Genomic DNA, 14,484 nt, shown 5'->3' with positions numbered 1-14,484 from the left:
CGAACTCATGGCGTTTGTTCCTTTCGTAGCGTGTGTGGCTCTTAGTCTGTGTCAGTCGGTGTTTGGCATCGGCTTCACCTCGGAGTACAGCTACTGATTCACCCCGCTTGTTATCCTGTCCAGTGAAGACTCTTCTATGTATGTGCAGTATGTGCAGTATGTGCTGAACCTGTGGCGGGTACGACGCATAGCCTAGATGCGGGCCTTGAACTCCGGGGCGCGGTGTGCCTGTTCCCGCCACCGGTCTCGTGCGGCCGTATCCAGCGCGGCCTCGACCCAGCGGCCCATGCCGGCGTATGCCTGTTCCCGAATTTTGGACGGGGACAAGAAAACGTCATGGAAGGCGCCGGGAATTCTGTGCAGCGTCACCTTGGAGCCCAGATCGAGAGCACGTTTGGCCACCGTGTCCACATTCAACACCACATCTGCGGCCAGCGCAGTGGAGGACCATTTTGGCTGTAGATAGCTTTTATCGGAGAGCATCACCAGCACCGGAACGTCTAGTCCCAGCCCTTGTGCCACGTGCGCTTGTCCTTGAAAAACGGCGTGCAGGAACGACGGCGTCACTGGGAATCCGCGGTCCGGGCGCCACAGCGATTCATACTCCCACTCGCCGTCGAACCGCTTGGAAACCGCCCGCGTATAGAAACCAGGATCGATCGAGGGAAAAGGCACCATCGGCCTGAACCTGGTCCGCGCCTGTATGAGCGGCGCCACCATGGCCCGGCCCACCTCGCTTGCCTGGAATTCCAGCCACGGACTATTGAGTACGACGGCGGCTGCCGCACCTGGGTGCCGCGCGGCCCAGAGGCTCAAGGTCAGCCCGCCTGTCGAATGACCCAGCAGCACCAGAGGACGTTCACCGCTGGGCTCGGGTGTCTCCTCGGGGCGCTCCCGCCCGGCCAAAGCGTCAAAGGCCGCACTGAGCCGGTGCCGGGCCTCCTCCAGGAAGGCCAGCTCAAAACTTTGCTGCTCTGCCTCCTCATCGGGACCATCCGCAACTGCGGTCTGCTGCCCGGCAGAGTCCTCAACCCCAAGCCCGGCTGGGGCCGCTTCGGGAATCCCGCTGCGCCCCATGGCCGAAAGCGCGGCGGCGATGTCGTCGTCGTACTCGGTGAGGGAGGAAACCTGCCCGGGGAGCAGGCCCGGACGGAGGCTGCGGCCATAGTTGTGCAGGTCAAGGGCATAAAAATTCGCGCCGGCACGGTGCCAGAACTCGGCTAATTCGTGCTGAAAAAAGTAGTCGGACCAGCCGTGGACATACAAAATGTCAACCCCGGCGAGAGCGCTCGAGGCTCCCGGTGACGACTCGCCTACGTGCCGGACCAGCGTGGCGGGCGATCCGGCAGGCAGGTCCAGGGTCAGCTGCTCAAAGTTCGGGCCGAGGACATCTTGCTGCCATGAGGTCATGCTTTGATGCTAGCCGTATCACGGGCGGAAGCGGTTGTATGCTGAAGATGCGCCCTAACGTGCGGCCAGTTTTGACCGCGAGGCGTGGGCGACACTGGCATGGGCGAGAAAGGCAAAGACATGGCTCTCTGGCAGGATTCTTTTCACGACTGGGCCCGCGCTTGGGCTACCTTGCAGGATGTGGAGCCCACCGCGACCGGTGCTGTGGTCACGATCGGGGCGCAGCAGGTGATGGTGTGGCCGGGCGATGGCGCTGCTTTTGAGCCGGTTTCCGCCGGCAGCGAGCTTCTCTTGGTCACCGATGATCCCGGCGGAGCTACCGAATTTGCCCAGTCGCAGGGGCTGCGGGCCACCATCTCAAACGTGTTGTTGTCCGCCGAGACGGAGGACCTGGATTTGGTCCCTGATCTGCCGCCGGACGCATACCTCGCTGAAGCTCCCATGGAGAATTACGACCTGGTTGAGGTGGCACTTTTTGACCGCCCGGTGGCTAGGGGTCGGCTGTGCCTAGGCGACGGACTGGCGGTCATGGCCGCACTGGTGGTCGACGACGGACATGAAGAGCATGTCCCCGCCTTCGAACAGGCCATGGTTGCAGGGCTGGGCGAAGAAGCCTTCACCCACGGCGCCGACACTCTGTACTTGATCGCTGGCCTGGAGCAGGCCGAGAGGTTTGCCGGCGTCGAAGGTTGGCACAAAGTGGCGGACATTCTCGGCTTCAGCAGCTAGCTCCGCGCAGCTAGCGCTGAGCCGGTCGAGCCGGTCGAGGTGAGGCTGTGCGTTACGAAAAGTGGGGCCGCCATGGCTGAAGTAGCATTCACCAACAAATCGGTGAGCAGTGCGAGTGCCTTGCACGTTTCAGTTCCCGCCGCACTGCGTGGAATGCAACCATCCGGCCGCCGTTGAGCCGGGTGGGCAGAAAATTCAGGACATGGCAGAATAGAGGATGGCCCGGGTGCAGACGGGCCCAGTGATAATACAGCCGGCCGGGCCCTGCGGGGTGCGGCATGAGCAAACCACTTAAACAACAGAAATTTGAGACTGAACATGTCCCCGCTGCAAAGCAACGCTTCGGCAACCCCTCTTAAAACCACCGCCGCCCCCACCTTTGCCGCAGTAGGAAGCCCCTATTTCGGGATTCTCTTGGCCTGCATGGCGGTCATTGTGATCCTGTCCAACATTGGCGCCTCCAAGGGTGTCCAATTTGGGCCCATCATCACCGACGGCGGCTTTTTCCTGTTCCCGTTCGCTTACATTCTGGGCGATGTGATCAGTGAAATTTACGGCTTCAAGGTCAACCGCAAGGCCGTGCTGACCACTTTTGTGCTGTCCATTTTTGCCTCCCTCAGCTACTGGGTGATCATCCTCCTGCCCGGATTCACCGACGATTACGGCGTTTCCAAGCAACACGCCCTCGAGGACGCGCTGGGCCCGGTACCGCAGATTGTGCTGGCCAGCTTGCTGGCATTCTTGGCCGGGCAGACCGTCAACTCCTGGATCATGGTTCGCCTGAAGGCACACCACGGGGAGCGCAAACTCTGGGTCCGGCTCATGGGTTCCAGCGGTGCCGGCGAGTTCCTGGACACCCTGATCTTCTGCGCCGTAGCGGCGCCGGTCATCGGGATCGTAGGCTTCGGCATGTTCGCGAACTACGTGCTGGTGGGCTTCTTGTACAAGGTGGGTGTGCAGTACGCGCTCATTCCGGTCACATCGCTGGCGATCGGCTGGTTCAAGCGCAACGAACCGTCGTACCAGGCTGCCACCGCGGCATAGTTTGCTCCGGGTTTCGGGGCCTGCTTCCGAGCGCCCTGCGGCCTGCGCCCGACGAGAGGCGAGTGGCGAGTGGCGCCTAGCGCTTGGGGTAGTAGCGGCGGAGCGTCTCGGCCTTGAACTCGAAGAAGGTGCCGTTTTCAATGGCGAGGCGGGCGTCGTCGACCATTTTCACCACGAAGCGCTCGTTGTGGATCGAGACCAGCGTGGCAGAGACCATCTCCTTGGCCTTGAACAAGTGGTGGATGTAGGCGCGCGTGTAGTTCTCGCAGGTGTAGCAATCGCATTCCTCAGAGAGCGGCGTGAAGTCTCGCTTGTACTTGGCGCCGGAGAGGTTGAAGCGGCCGTCAGGGGTGTAGAACGCCGAGGTGCGGGCCACCCTTGTGGGGGAGACACAATCGAAGGTGTCGGCACCGTTTTCAATAGCGGTGAAGATGTCATCCGGCTCTGAAATACCCAGCAAGTGGCGGGGCTTGTTCTCCGGAAGCTCCTCGGCGCACCAGCGCACAATGGTTCCGAGGTTTTCCTTCTCCAGAGCACCGCCAATGCCGAAGCCGTCAAAGTTCATCTCCCCCAGATCATGCGAGGCCTTGCGGCGCAGATCCTCATACTGGGCTCCCTGAATCACACCAAACAGGGCCTGGTACGGCTTGCCTGTGCGCTCCTCGGTGAGCCGGAAGTGTTCCTCGATGCAGCGCAGCGCCCACAAACGCGTACGTTCCAGCGACATTTCCTGGTAGCCGCGAGAGTTCAGCAGCGTGGTCAGCTCATCGAAAGCGAACATGATGTCGGCGCCAATCTGGTGCTGCACCTGCATGGAAACCTCGGGGGTGAAGCGGTGCATGTCCCCGTTCAGGTGGGACTTGAACCAGACGCCGTCGTCGTCAATGTGCGCCAAGCGCTCCTTGCCCACGGCCACGGAATCGTCGGCGCCGGCGTGCGGGGAGGCCGCCACGGCGTCCATGTTGATGACCTTCTTGAAGCCCGAGCCCAGGCTCATGACCTGGAATCCGCCGCTGTCGGTGAAGGTGGGGCCCTGCCAATTCATGAACGCCCCGAGGCCGCCGGCGGCGTCGAGGATGTCCGCGCCAGGCTGCAAGTAGAGGTGGTAGGCGTTGGACAAGAGGGCCTGCGCGCCCAGGTCTTCCATCGATTCCGGAAGCACGGATTTCACCGTTGCCTTGGTTCCTACAGCGATGAACGCCGGGGTCTTGATGGTGCCGTGCGGGGTGGTGATGACGCCGGTGCGGCCTTGGAACGTCCCGCCGTTCTGCTCGATGGCCTCAGCCGTGGGATTACAGCTCTCGTTCAACCGCGTGGTCACTTCAAAGCCAAATTCACCTTGCGACGCCGGATGGCCGGGTGTTCCGGGGGTGGCAACAGGGGCGGGGGCAAGCAGATCAGCAGTAGTTTCTGGGGAAGGCATTCCTCCATTTTGCCAGTCTTTGCCCGCGGCCACGACCGGAGGAAGCTGCGGGACCGGTTCACAGCTCACTTGGTGCAGTGCGGTTAAATAATTCCACCGCTTCGGGCGCAGTAGCCCGAAGCGGTGGAATCACTGTCAATCCGAAGCGGAATCAGCGGATATGCGCCTCCTCAACGAATATGAATCTCGATGAACAAGCTAGCTGTTTGCGTCCACCAGGGTGGATGCTACTTCCGGCGTGCTCTCGACGTAAGGCTTGGCCCGGGGGATGAGCGCACCGAGAATGATTGCAGCAACTGCGGCGAGGATGGCGATTCCGAAGGTCATGTGGAATCCATCCAGGGTGGGCAGCGTTGCTGAGCCGATTGACATGGTCATGTTGGCCAGAACTACGCCCATGACGGCGGCCGAGGTGGACGTTCCTACCGAGCGCATCAGCGAGTTCAAACCGTTGGCAGCTCCGGTTTCCCTCAGCGGAACGGCACCCATGATGAGGGCCGGCATGGCGGCATAAGCCAGACCAATACCCGCGCCAATAACCATGGCTGACAAGATAACTTCCCACACGGCAGAGGTGAGGAAGAAGGCCAGCACGTAACCAATGCCGATCACTACGGCACCGGTTAGCAGTGTGAATTTGGGGCCGCGGCGTGCGGATAGGCGGGCCGAAACGGGTGAGAGAAGCATCATGACCAATCCGCCTGGAGCCATCGCCAAGCCAGCCTGAACCATTGAAAGACCGAGTCCGTAACCTGTGGCGTCAGGAGCCATGAGTAGCTGCGGGAACGTCAGGCTCATGCCGTACATGCCGAAGCCCACGGCAACTGAAGCCAAGTTCGTGAACAAGACCTGAGGCTTGGCGGTGACGCGAAGGTCAACCAAGGGGGAAGCGACACGTAGTTCCAAGATTCCCCACAGCACCAAGATGACCACGGCGGCGCCAAACAATCCCAGCGTTAGCGGGCTGGACCAGCCCCAATCCGCACCCTTGGAAACAGGCAGCAAAAGCGCCACCAGGCCAGCAGCCAAACCGAAGGCGCCAACGCCGTCGAACTTTGAAGGTGTGCGCAAAGGAGATTCCGGCAGGGCAACAAGCACCAGGACGAAGGCCATAATGGCGAGGCCGGTGGCAGCCCAAAACAATACGTGCCAATCGGCATTTTGGGCAATGAGGGCCGAGATCGGCAGGCCAATGGCGCCACCGACGCCCATGGTTGCGCTAATGGTTGCAACGGCCGATCCGACCTTTTCGCGGGGGAGTTCGTCGCGCAGAATGCTGATACCCAAGGGGATGACTCCCATGGAAAGACCTTGGAGGATGCGTCCGGCGAGCAGCAAGCCTAGTGAGCTGGTGAGGGCGCAGATGACGGAGCCGATGATGAGCAGCACCAACGATATGAGAAGGATGCGGCGCTTACCGAAGATGTCACCCAAACGTCCGGCGATGGGAGTGACGATGGCGCCGGCCAGCAGCGTGGCGGTGATGACCCATGAGGTGTTCGATGCGGTGGTGTGCAAAAGTGTGGGCAGCTGGGGGATCAGCGGTACCACGATGGTCTGCATGAGTGAGGCAATGATGCCCACAAAGGCCAGAACGGCGACGGCGGTTCGGGGAGAGGTAACTTTGTGGCTAGATATTGGACTGCTGTGACTCACGAGGCTCCTGAAAAGATCGGTACGACGGACAAAAAACGCGTTTGTGTATCGTACAGTGCATATGCATCGTACAAACAATTTGTTTGATACAAAGCCTTGCTATACTTCATCAAGTAACGTTTAGAACCAAAGGACATGGCACGTGGAACACCGCGACACAGTGCAGGCGATGCAGTACGAGATGATGCTCTTATCCCGTTATCAGTTCCGTCCCCACCCGCGTGCGGACGGAATGCTTGAGCGTTCGGCTTTTTTGTTGCTGAGCCGCCTCGAATTGGTAGAGCCGATGACGCTGAAAGAACTTTCGCGGGCTCTGAATCTCGACATCTCCACGGTTCATCGACAGGTGGGAGCGTTGCTGCGATCGGAACATGTTGAGTACGTCCTTGGCCTGCCGGGTGAAGTGGCGCGCCGGCTTGCTCCAACGCCTGCGGGGCTCCGGGCGCTGATTGAAACGAGGGCCATTAACGAGGAGGGACTTCGCGGTGTTATGGGTGGCTGGCCGCAAAAACGTCGGGAACAATTTCTAACGCTCCTGCGGAGATTCAATCAGGATGTTGAAGATCTCGAGAATACGCCGTGGCCGCGGTGGGGCGATGCGCGACCAACTGAGCCACCAACTGGGTCGGCAACTGGGTCGGCAACGGCGGAGTGAAGCTAGCGGGGTTGAACTCTACGGCTCACGTGGCGGCGTAGTTAGCGGCGCAATTATTCGTCCGGGTAGTGCTCTTCCATGAAGGCATCCCATTGCTCGCCGATGGCGTCCAGAGCTGCGGCGCCGAGTCCGTAGGTGGATGCAATGATCTGGGCACCCGGATGTTCCCGAACGCCTTCCAGAGGATCTTGTTGGGCGATGATCAGCAGCCCGTCACCGTGTTCGGCATAAGTTTCCACCGTCAATCCCACCTGGGTCTCATTGCGGTACCAAACCTTGCCAGTCAGTGTGGCTCCGGTGTTCAGCGTGACCTCATAAGGTTGGCCGGGGTCCGGGAGCCAGCCCGTATCGATGCCCAAAACGTCCCACAAATTCGTGTGAGCCGCGCTGGTGCCATCGACAAACACGGTACGCCGGGCAGTCTTGGGATGGCGTTCCAACGCGAACTTGAGTTGTTGCATAAACATGGACCAACCGGAGGTGATGTCGTCGTCGTACTTCTCCCACTCGCCCGTAGCCTGACCGCGTGTCAGGGTCAGCAGCGTGCCGTCGGCACGTGGCTCAAGGGTGAAGACATCGCCCATTTCCAGCTCGAGGCGCAGGTGGTCATTGCTTTCGCGCACATTGGAGTGGAAGATTTGCTGAATCTCAGTATCCAGCCCCTCCATCTCCCAGCCGTGCCACTGGGCAGTCCGGGCCGGCTCGCGCAGCATGAGCCACACTTGTTCGGCATCGGCGTTGATAAGGACGGGGAGCTGAGTGGTCGCCATGACAGGTAATCTACGCCGGATCGGACGAACCGGCTAGCGCTCACCCTGGAACGAAGCCGAACGGGTTAGCGGCCCAGCCCGGCGTAGGAGATCGCCTGACGCACTAACGCGCCGCGACCGCCCACAAATTCTTCCTGGACGCCGGGGCTGAGGACCTCTTCGGGCGTCATCCAGGTCAGCTCGAGAGCATCCTGACGGGGTTCGCATTCGCCGGTCACAGGGATGACATAGACCATGGCCACCGCGTGCTGGCGTTCGTCGGTGAAACCCGTTTGCGAAGGCGAGGGCAAGTACTCAGCTACCGTGAACGGCACCGGGCTGACTGGCAGCTGCGGGAAGGCCAGCGGACCCAGATCCTTTTCAATGTGGCGGATCAGCGCGGCACGGATGGTCTCGCGATACAGCACACGCCCGGACACCAGGGTGCGGACCATTGAACCGTTCTCGTCAGCCTGCAGTAGCAACCCCACCTCGTTGACGTAGCCCAGCGGGTCCAGCCGCACGGGAACCGCTTCAACATAAACCATGGGAAGCCGGTTTCGGGCCTCGTACAAGTCCTCGGGGGACAGCCAGCCGGGATACGGATCAGGGGTGCGCACGCTCATATCTAAGTTCTACCCCATTCGAGCCTTACACGCTTCCCGCCGCCCCCGAAATCTCTCAGGATTCGCTCTCGGCGCCAAAAGTGAGCGTCTCACCCTGATGCCTTATTTCAAGTTCGACGCCGGTCACCGCACCTTTCGCCGTGGCCACGAAACCGCCATTCTTGGCCCGGAACAGAGCGCCGCCGTCTGGACTTTCCTGCACGAACTTGGCCCCGATACCTGCCAGCACCTTGTTGGCCGCAGCCGGATTCGGAGTGCGCCAGATGGCTGCAATGGATGATGACTCGAAAGGATCAGTATCGGGCTTGGGCAGACGCAGATCCTCGGAAGCAGCCAGCTCAAAAGTGAAACCGTCGGGCGCGGTGACGCGTGCGCCGGGCCCGGTGGAGGTGACGGCCTCTTCGGCGTGCGTGCCGTCTGCGAGGGTGCGGCGGACAAAAATGGCGGCATCGCGCACCTCGAAGCCCAGCTCAATGCCTTCTGTCTCCGGGACCTCAATGAAAACTCCTACTTTGCCGTTGCCGGAATCAAATTCGGCCCAGTCGCCGTCGTTCTCTAAACAGCTCAAGCCCAGAGCAAACAACTGCGCAACGGTCTGGTTGAAATTCGAGGTCAAAATGATGGGGCGCACGCGCAGCATGGTTCTCCTTATGGTTCGTCCAATGCCACCAATACTAATGTTGAGCCATGGCTGAACTTCCTGAACTCCTGGTCCCGGACGCTGCTGCATGGCGCGCTTGGCTGACCGAACATCACCCGACGAGTCCGGGCGTGAAGCTGGTCCTGCACAAAAAGGGTGGCAGTGTCACGGAGCTGGACTACGCAGCCGCGCTTGAAGAGGCCTTGTGTTTTGGCTGGATTGACGGCGTAGTGGGCAAGCGAGACGAGCATTCCTTCGTCCGCCGCTTCACGCCCCGGACCAAAGCCAGCACATGGTCAAAGATCAACGTGGGGCATTTTGAACGGCTCGTGACTGAAGGCCGCATGAGGGCAGCCGGGGTGGCAGCCGCCGACGCTGCCAAGGCCGACGGTCGCTGGGAGGCGGCCTACTCCGGGGCGGCCAGTGCCGTGGTCCCGGAGGATCTCGCCGCCGCAATTGCTGCTAGCCCCCCGGCCCAAAACATGTTTGAGGTCCTGACCTCGGTTAATCGTTACGCCTTGATTTACCGCACCAACGCGGTCAAGTCACCGTCCGTGCGGGCCGCAAAAATTGCCGGATTCGTGGCCATGCTGGCGGAACATCAGACGCCGTACCCGCAAAAACGCCGGCCCGAGTAGCTGCCCGCCTATACCTCTGCGGCGGCGCTGAGGATGGTCCAGCGCTGGATGGCGGCCGAGAGTATCTCCGGGTGCTGATCGGCAACGGTGGCCGCTGTCTCGTGGATGAGTTTCGACGCCGTTGCCCGGGTCTGCGCCCGGAGTCTTTCCTCCTGCGCAGCGAGTGCCAGGTAGCGGCAGAGGATGCCGGTGAACAGGCTGCCGTCACCGCCTGACTCGAGGCGAAGTCCTTGGCCGGGCGTGTGGAGGTGGCGGCCAATGGCATCGATGAGGGTGTCCGCGTCGATAAGATCCTGAGGACGGCCAAGCTTGAGGAGTGCGCCAAGAATGGGTCCCTGGTTGTAGGTGTAAATGGTGGCTTCCACATCACGACCCAGGGCTGGATCACGGTCAGCGGCGGAGGGGTGGACGCCGTCCAAGTAGAGCCCGGTTTCCGCGTCGAAGAGTTCGGTGCGCAACCAGTCGGCTACTGCTCCCGCGATCTGGTGTTCCCCGAGCCGGGCAAAGTGAGCCGCGGCCGGGCCATTCACGGGCGTGTTTTTGTAGTCACGTTTCCGGGACCAATAGAGGCCACCGCCCAACACCGGGTCATGGGCTTTGTGGAGTTGTTTGGTGAGGGTTCGAGCGGCGAATCGGGCCAACCTTGCTGGTTTGGCGGTCAGGTGCAGCGAGAGCTCGTTGAGCCTGGTAGCCGCGAGCGCCAGCCAGGCCATGTCATCGTAATAGTGGTTGGGGAAGCGGCAGAAATTGCGGATCAAGATGCCGCGTAGGAGTGCCTTTCCATGCTGCAGCTCGCGGCGGGCGCCGGTCTGGTCTCCTTGGGTCAATGCCTGATTTCCGGTGTCAACAATCGCGTCGAGGTAGTGGGATTGCCACCAGTAATGCCATTCCGACCACGGCTTGGGAAGCCTTTTAGCTGCTGCAGAAGCAGGGGCCAGGCTATCTCCGGACTGGTGTGCTTCGAGGGAGCCAATCCACGTTCCGGGTAGGCCCATCAGCCGATGCCCGAAGCGTGTATTCACATCGGCAGCAGCCTGGGCAGCGAGCGCTGCCCAGTTCCTGGCGGGCTGGCGTTGTCCTGCATGTGAGTCTGGGCCTGTCATGAGTTCTAGCCTACGTCCCACCGTATTTCTCTTCCCGCTCATTCGTTTGGGCAGCTACGGCGGGTGTGAGACGAAAACACTCACCGTAGCTGCCGAAAAGAATCGGCTCGGCGGCCACCGGAGAATTTCGGTTAGTATGCATTAACGCAAGTTTGCTGTGCCCGGCCGGGACGGCAATCACCTCAACGAGGAGGAACCATGGAAATTTCCGAAAACGGCACCGTTGCACTCATTACCGGCGGCGCGTCCGGGCTAGGCGCCGCGACGGCTCGACGACTCCACGCAGACGGCGCCGCCGTGGTTCTTGTAGATCTGCCAAACTCAACGGGTGCCGAACTGGCAGCGGAGCTGGGGGAGCGGGCCGTGTTTGCCCCGGCCGATGTCACCAACGAAGACCAGGTGCGCGCCGCCATCGAGGCCGCGGCAGAGCTGGGCACGTTGCGGATCGTGGTGAACTGCGCCGGCGTGGCAACTCCCGGGAAGGTGTTGGGACGCGAGGGCGTATTGCCTTTGGAGCAGTTCAGCCGCGTGGTCCAGATCAACTTGATAGGCACCTTCAACGTGCTGCGGCTGTGCGCCGAGGCCATGTCAGCGGCGGAACCGCTCGCCGGTGAGTTCGGTCCCGAACGTGGCGTCATCGTGAACACGGCTTCTGTTGCAGCTTTTGACGGGCAGATTGGCCAACCCGCCTACGCAGCATCGAAGGGCGCCGTGGCCGCCATGACGCTGCCCATCGCTAGGGAACTGGCCCGCTCCCAAATCCGGGTCATGACCATTGCCCCCGGCATCTTCGAAACTCCCATGCTGGCTGGTCTGCCGCAGGCCGCGCAGGATTCCCTCGGACAGCAGGTTCCGCACCCCTCGCGGCTGGGCAAACCGGCGGAGTACGCGGCACTCGTGGAGCACATCGTCGCCAACGCGATGCTCAACGGCGAGACCATCAGGCTCGACGGGGCCATCCGAATGTCACCGAAATGAGCAAGCAGCACCGGGCCCTCCCGGCCACCGAGCTGCCCGCCGCCGACTTCTACGATTTCGAGGCACTGCTCAGCCCTGCCGAAAAGGCCAAGCTGGCGCAGTTGCGCGAGTTCCTGACCGCGGAAGTGGCCCCGCACGCCGTCGGCTGGTGGAATGAGGCGCAGTTCCCGGAACATATCCTGCCCAAAATTGCCGCGCTGGAGCTGGCCGCCCCTGATCGCCGCGAATTCAGCCACCTATTCACCGGCCTAGTGGTTGCCGAGATGACTCGGGTGGACACCTCGCTGGCAACCTTCTTCCTGGTCCACCACGACCTCTTCGTCCAGGCGCTGCTCGATTTCGGCACCGACGAACAGCGTGTGCGGCTGCTCCCGGACGCGCTCGCACTGCGCACCACCGGCGCCTTCGCCCTGACCGAACCAGATCACGGCAGCGATGTGGCCGGTGGCATGGTGACCACCGCGCGCCAAATAACGGACGACGCCGGCACCCACTGGGTGCTCAACGGCGCCAAGCGCTGGATTGGCAATGGGACGTTTTGTGACCGGGTGCTGCTGTGGGCGCGTGATGCTGACACGGGGCAGGTGCGTGGCTTCTTTCTCGACGCCGCAGCAGAGGGCGTGGCGAGGAGCAAGATTGAAAACAAGATCGCGCTGCGCACGGTGCAAAACGCGCACATCACCTTGAACGATGTGCAAGTGCCTGATGCGGACAGGATCGTGGCGGTCAACTCCTTCGAGGACACCAACCACCTGTTGTTGGGATCGCGAATCTCCGTGGCATGGCAGGCCGTGGGGCAACAGCTCGCCGCCTTTGATATTGCTCGCGCCTACGCGCTGGAACGCCAGCAGTTTGGCCGTCCCATCGCGGCGTTCCAAATGATCCAGTCGCAATTGGTGAGAATGCTGGGCAACGCCACATCGTCCATGGCCATGATGGTGCGGATTGCCGGACTGCAGGATGGCACAAGCACGGAGGCAACCATGGCCCAGGTGGCGCTGGCCAAGGCACACACCACGGCGGCCATGCGCGAGACCGTCTCGCTGGGCCGCTCTATTCTGGGTGGCAACGGCATTGTCAGCGATTACGGCATGGCGAAGGTTTTTGCCGACGCCGAAGCCATTTACACCTATGAGGGAACACATGAGATCAATACCTTGATCGCCGGGCGGGCCATCACCGGAATCAGCGCGATCGTCTAGGAGCTAGGCGCGAGGGTCGCGCTCGCCGGCCTCGATGGCGATATTCAGCGTGTTGCCGGTAACGGGAGCGGGGCAAGTGCCGTAATCGGTGAAGGCGCTGGGATAGTTGATGGCGCGGTTGAAATCAATCACCACGGATCCTTCCGGACGGGGCCTGGTGAGTTCCACCTTGCGCCAATGGGATGTGGAGATTTCATTGCTGGCGTCGTGGAAGGTGAGCACCAGCGATCCCAGGCCGCCCTCTTCGGCGGCCAGCCGGTACTGCTTCCCTTTGAGCTCAAAGGACACCTCGCCCACCAGCTCTGCCACGCCAGGAACCAACGGGTTGGCCGTAGCAATCGTGGTGGGGCGAGGCGTATCCCAGCGCTCAAATGTGCCTTTTACTACCAGAGCCGGATCGTAGGAAAACACCGGCACCGCAGAGAACTCGGTGAGCACCGGGGACGCTGAATCGCGGGTGCGGATCATGTAGCGATTGGCGCGCATGCCCAGCTCCACCACCACCGTGCCCCAAGAAACCCACATGATTGATTGTTCATCGGTGAGCTCTGCCGTGATGGTTCCTACCGCCGGCTCGCCGCTTTCCACCAGCGTCAAGCGGTCCTCGGCAGTTGCGGTGAGGACCGCCGTCGTACCTTCAAAACTCCACAAGCCCGGGACGCCGTCCAAGGCGGCCGGGGCGGAGGGGAGCCAGTGGAAGGAGGTCAGGGTCAGCCAGCCGTGATCGCCGGCCAAGGAGGTGTTGCGTCCGGTTCGAAAGCGTTCCCAGCGCTGGGTGAGGCGGTCGATCTCGGCGGTGGTGGTGCTCATGGTGCTCCTTGGGGTGTGCGAGTTATCCACTAGTGTGCACAACGGGCGGAGGCGGGCGCATATTCCGCTGGCGAACAGGCGGCGAAGAATGGTGGGCAGGGCGGGTTGCGGTGGAAGAATGGGGGCATGGCATCGAACGATGAATTCAATAAGGACATGACCCGATTCCCGCTGGGCGCCGCTGCGCCAGTGGATGACGAGCGCACGGAACTGGTTTTCACGCGGCACTATGCAGTGGCTCCGGAGGTTCTCTGGGCCATGCTGACCGATCCGGAGAAGACTCCGCAGTGGTGGGCCAAGGTGCGTGGCCAGGCGAAGACGGGCTCGTCCTTTGATCTGAAATGGCTCAATGTTAAGGATGAAGGCCACGGGACCGAAACCGACTGGTGGAACGGGCGCGTGATTGCTGCGGAGGCGCCGCGTCTGCTGGAAATCTCCAACTCCATGCATGGTCGGATCCGGATTGAACTGGAGGCCACTGAATCGGGCACGGTGATGACGTTCCGAAATACCGTGGCGGTACCGGCCGAGGTGGTGTTGATGTCGCTGGCAGGCTGGCATGTGCATCTTGACCACCTGCACGATGCGCTCGAGGGCAAGAGTGTTGATTGGCAGCGCTGGTGGGATGATTTCTACCCGTGCTGGGAGCAAATTCATGCCGAGTACCAGGCTGGTGGCCAGGCATCGCGTTCGTAGCTCCGTTCGTAACTATGCCAGCAACTATGTGAGACGGATTGGCGCCTTCTAAGCCTGCCGACGTAGTATCCAACAGGCCCGCTCTTGGGCCGACACCGTATTCAACGCCGCATACGAGCACCCCA

At 61.6% G+C, this 14,484-nt stretch carries 15 protein-coding genes; 7 read left to right on the top strand and 8 right to left on the bottom strand.

The window, feature by feature from the left end; all coding sequences use genetic code 11:
- Positions 1 to 192 precede the first annotated feature (192 nt).
- Positions 193 to 1,410 carry an alpha/beta hydrolase gene (locus AB0P14_RS11105; protein WP_363841776.1) on the bottom strand — a complete coding sequence of 406 codons (1,218 nt, stop codon included), beginning with the start codon at positions 1,408 to 1,410 and terminating at the stop codon, positions 193 to 195.
- Positions 1,411 to 1,509: 99 nt separating this feature from the next.
- Between AB0P14_RS11105 and AB0P14_RS11100 the strand changes: the two genes are divergently transcribed.
- Together AB0P14_RS11100 and AB0P14_RS11095 are read left to right on the top strand one after the other, a co-directional pair.
- Positions 1,510 to 2,139: a hypothetical protein gene (locus AB0P14_RS11100; RefSeq protein WP_363841773.1), complete on the top strand. Its 630-nt coding sequence runs from the start codon at positions 1,510 to 1,512 to the stop codon at positions 2,137 to 2,139.
- A gap of 318 nt (positions 2,140 to 2,457) precedes the next feature.
- On the top strand, positions 2,458 to 3,183 hold the full coding sequence (locus tag AB0P14_RS11095) for a queuosine precursor transporter (protein WP_363841770.1): 726 nt from the start codon (positions 2,458 to 2,460) through the stop codon (positions 3,181 to 3,183).
- Between the two features lie 76 nt (positions 3,184 to 3,259).
- Here AB0P14_RS11095 and tgt read toward each other — a convergent pair whose 3' ends face one another.
- Positions 3,260 to 4,606, bottom strand: a complete 1,347-nt coding sequence (gene tgt, locus AB0P14_RS11090) for a tRNA guanosine(34) transglycosylase Tgt (protein WP_363841767.1) — start codon at positions 4,604 to 4,606, stop codon at positions 3,260 to 3,262.
- A gap of 198 nt (positions 4,607 to 4,804) precedes the next feature.
- Positions 4,805 to 6,262 (bottom strand): MFS transporter, encoded by a 1,458-nt coding sequence (locus tag AB0P14_RS11085; RefSeq protein WP_363841764.1) that lies wholly within the window; start codon positions 6,260 to 6,262, stop codon positions 4,805 to 4,807.
- 142 nt (positions 6,263 to 6,404) lie between these two features.
- On the opposite strand from AB0P14_RS11085, the gene AB0P14_RS11080 reads away from it, so the two are divergent.
- The gene (locus AB0P14_RS11080) at positions 6,405 to 6,917 is read left to right on the top strand and encodes a MarR family winged helix-turn-helix transcriptional regulator (protein ID WP_363841761.1); all 513 of its coding nucleotides are present in this window, start codon (positions 6,405 to 6,407) and stop codon (positions 6,915 to 6,917) included.
- Positions 6,918 to 6,970: 53 nt separating this feature from the next.
- Here AB0P14_RS11080 and AB0P14_RS11075 read toward each other — a convergent pair whose 3' ends face one another.
- The 3 genes from AB0P14_RS11075 to AB0P14_RS11065 form a co-directional block, all read right to left on the bottom strand.
- Positions 6,971 to 7,687: an SRPBCC domain-containing protein gene (locus AB0P14_RS11075; protein ID WP_363841758.1), complete on the bottom strand. Its 717-nt coding sequence runs from the start codon at positions 7,685 to 7,687 to the stop codon at positions 6,971 to 6,973.
- Between the two features lie 65 nt (positions 7,688 to 7,752).
- Positions 7,753 to 8,292, bottom strand: a complete 540-nt coding sequence (locus AB0P14_RS11070) for an NUDIX hydrolase family protein (protein ID WP_363841755.1) — start codon at positions 8,290 to 8,292, stop codon at positions 7,753 to 7,755.
- Positions 8,293 to 8,347: 55 nt separating this feature from the next.
- Positions 8,348 to 8,932 carry a hypothetical protein gene (locus AB0P14_RS11065; RefSeq protein WP_363841752.1) on the bottom strand — a complete coding sequence of 195 codons (585 nt, stop codon included), beginning with the start codon at positions 8,930 to 8,932 and terminating at the stop codon, positions 8,348 to 8,350.
- Between the two features lie 47 nt (positions 8,933 to 8,979).
- Here AB0P14_RS11065 and AB0P14_RS11060 point away from each other — a divergent pair, with 47 nt between their 5' ends.
- Positions 8,980 to 9,570, top strand: a complete 591-nt coding sequence (locus tag AB0P14_RS11060; RefSeq protein ID WP_363841749.1) for a YdeI/OmpD-associated family protein — start codon at positions 8,980 to 8,982, stop codon at positions 9,568 to 9,570.
- A gap of 8 nt (positions 9,571 to 9,578) precedes the next feature.
- Here the strand turns inward: AB0P14_RS11060 and AB0P14_RS11055 are convergent, their stop codons facing one another.
- A complete protein-coding gene (locus AB0P14_RS11055) occupies positions 9,579 to 10,673 on the bottom strand; it encodes a glycoside hydrolase family 76 protein (protein ID WP_363841746.1) in 1,095 nt (364 codons plus the stop codon).
- A gap of 198 nt (positions 10,674 to 10,871) precedes the next feature.
- Between AB0P14_RS11055 and AB0P14_RS11050 the strand changes: the two genes are divergently transcribed.
- Together AB0P14_RS11050 and AB0P14_RS11045 are read left to right on the top strand one after the other, a co-directional pair.
- Positions 10,872 to 11,651 carry a 3-hydroxyacyl-CoA dehydrogenase gene (locus AB0P14_RS11050; RefSeq protein ID WP_363841743.1) on the top strand — a complete coding sequence of 260 codons (780 nt, stop codon included), beginning with the start codon at positions 10,872 to 10,874 and terminating at the stop codon, positions 11,649 to 11,651.
- Positions 11,648 to 12,853, top strand: a complete 1,206-nt coding sequence (locus tag AB0P14_RS11045; RefSeq protein WP_363841740.1) for an acyl-CoA dehydrogenase family protein — start codon at positions 11,648 to 11,650, stop codon at positions 12,851 to 12,853. The genes AB0P14_RS11050 and AB0P14_RS11045 overlap by 4 nt, the downstream gene beginning before the upstream one ends.
- Before the next feature lie 3 nt (positions 12,854 to 12,856).
- Here AB0P14_RS11045 and AB0P14_RS11040 read toward each other — a convergent pair whose 3' ends face one another.
- Positions 12,857 to 13,663: a DUF1684 domain-containing protein gene (locus AB0P14_RS11040; RefSeq protein ID WP_363841737.1), complete on the bottom strand. Its 807-nt coding sequence runs from the start codon at positions 13,661 to 13,663 to the stop codon at positions 12,857 to 12,859.
- A 126-nt stretch (positions 13,664 to 13,789) separates the two neighbouring features.
- Here AB0P14_RS11040 and AB0P14_RS11035 point away from each other — a divergent pair, with 126 nt between their 5' ends.
- On the top strand, positions 13,790 to 14,359 hold the full coding sequence (locus AB0P14_RS11035; protein WP_363841734.1) for an SRPBCC family protein: 570 nt from the start codon (positions 13,790 to 13,792) through the stop codon (positions 14,357 to 14,359).
- Positions 14,360 to 14,484: the final 125 nt, after the last annotated feature.

Source organism: Specibacter sp. NPDC078709, from assembly GCF_040686795.1.
GTDB lineage: Bacteria > Actinomycetota > Actinomycetes > Actinomycetales > Micrococcaceae > Specibacter.
Note: the sequence above shows the minus strand (reverse complement) of the source record. Positions and strands in the feature narration are given on the sequence as shown.

What these genes read in the sequence shown, in the direction of transcription:
- AB0P14_RS11105 (WP_363841776.1), bottom strand. Translation starts at nt 1,410, where the DNA reads ATGACCTCATGGCAGCAAGATGTCCTCGGCCCGAACTTTGAGCAGCTG.
- AB0P14_RS11100 (WP_363841773.1), top strand. Translation starts at nt 1,510, where the DNA reads ATGGGCGAGAAAGGCAAAGACATGGCTCTCTGGCAGGATTCTTTTCAC.
- AB0P14_RS11095 (WP_363841770.1), top strand. Translation starts at nt 2,458, where the DNA reads ATGTCCCCGCTGCAAAGCAACGCTTCGGCAACCCCTCTTAAAACCACC.
- tgt (WP_363841767.1), bottom strand. Translation starts at nt 4,606, where the DNA reads ATGCCTTCCCCAGAAACTACTGCTGATCTGCTTGCCCCCGCCCCTGTT.
- AB0P14_RS11075 (WP_363841758.1), bottom strand. Translation starts at nt 7,687, where the DNA reads ATGGCGACCACTCAGCTCCCCGTCCTTATCAACGCCGATGCCGAACAA.
- AB0P14_RS11070 (WP_363841755.1), bottom strand. Translation starts at nt 8,292, where the DNA reads ATGAGCGTGCGCACCCCTGATCCGTATCCCGGCTGGCTGTCCCCCGAG.
- AB0P14_RS11065 (WP_363841752.1), bottom strand. Translation starts at nt 8,932, where the DNA reads ATGCTGCGCGTGCGCCCCATCATTTTGACCTCGAATTTCAACCAGACC.
- AB0P14_RS11060 (WP_363841749.1), top strand. Translation starts at nt 8,980, where the DNA reads ATGGCTGAACTTCCTGAACTCCTGGTCCCGGACGCTGCTGCATGGCGC.
- AB0P14_RS11055 (WP_363841746.1), bottom strand. Translation starts at nt 10,673, where the DNA reads ATGACAGGCCCAGACTCACATGCAGGACAACGCCAGCCCGCCAGGAAC.
- AB0P14_RS11050 (WP_363841743.1), top strand. Translation starts at nt 10,872, where the DNA reads ATGGAAATTTCCGAAAACGGCACCGTTGCACTCATTACCGGCGGCGCG.
- AB0P14_RS11045 (WP_363841740.1), top strand. Translation starts at nt 11,648, where the DNA reads ATGAGCAAGCAGCACCGGGCCCTCCCGGCCACCGAGCTGCCCGCCGCC.
- AB0P14_RS11040 (WP_363841737.1), bottom strand. Translation starts at nt 13,663, where the DNA reads ATGAGCACCACCACCGCCGAGATCGACCGCCTCACCCAGCGCTGGGAA.
- AB0P14_RS11035 (WP_363841734.1), top strand. Translation starts at nt 13,790, where the DNA reads ATGGCATCGAACGATGAATTCAATAAGGACATGACCCGATTCCCGCTG.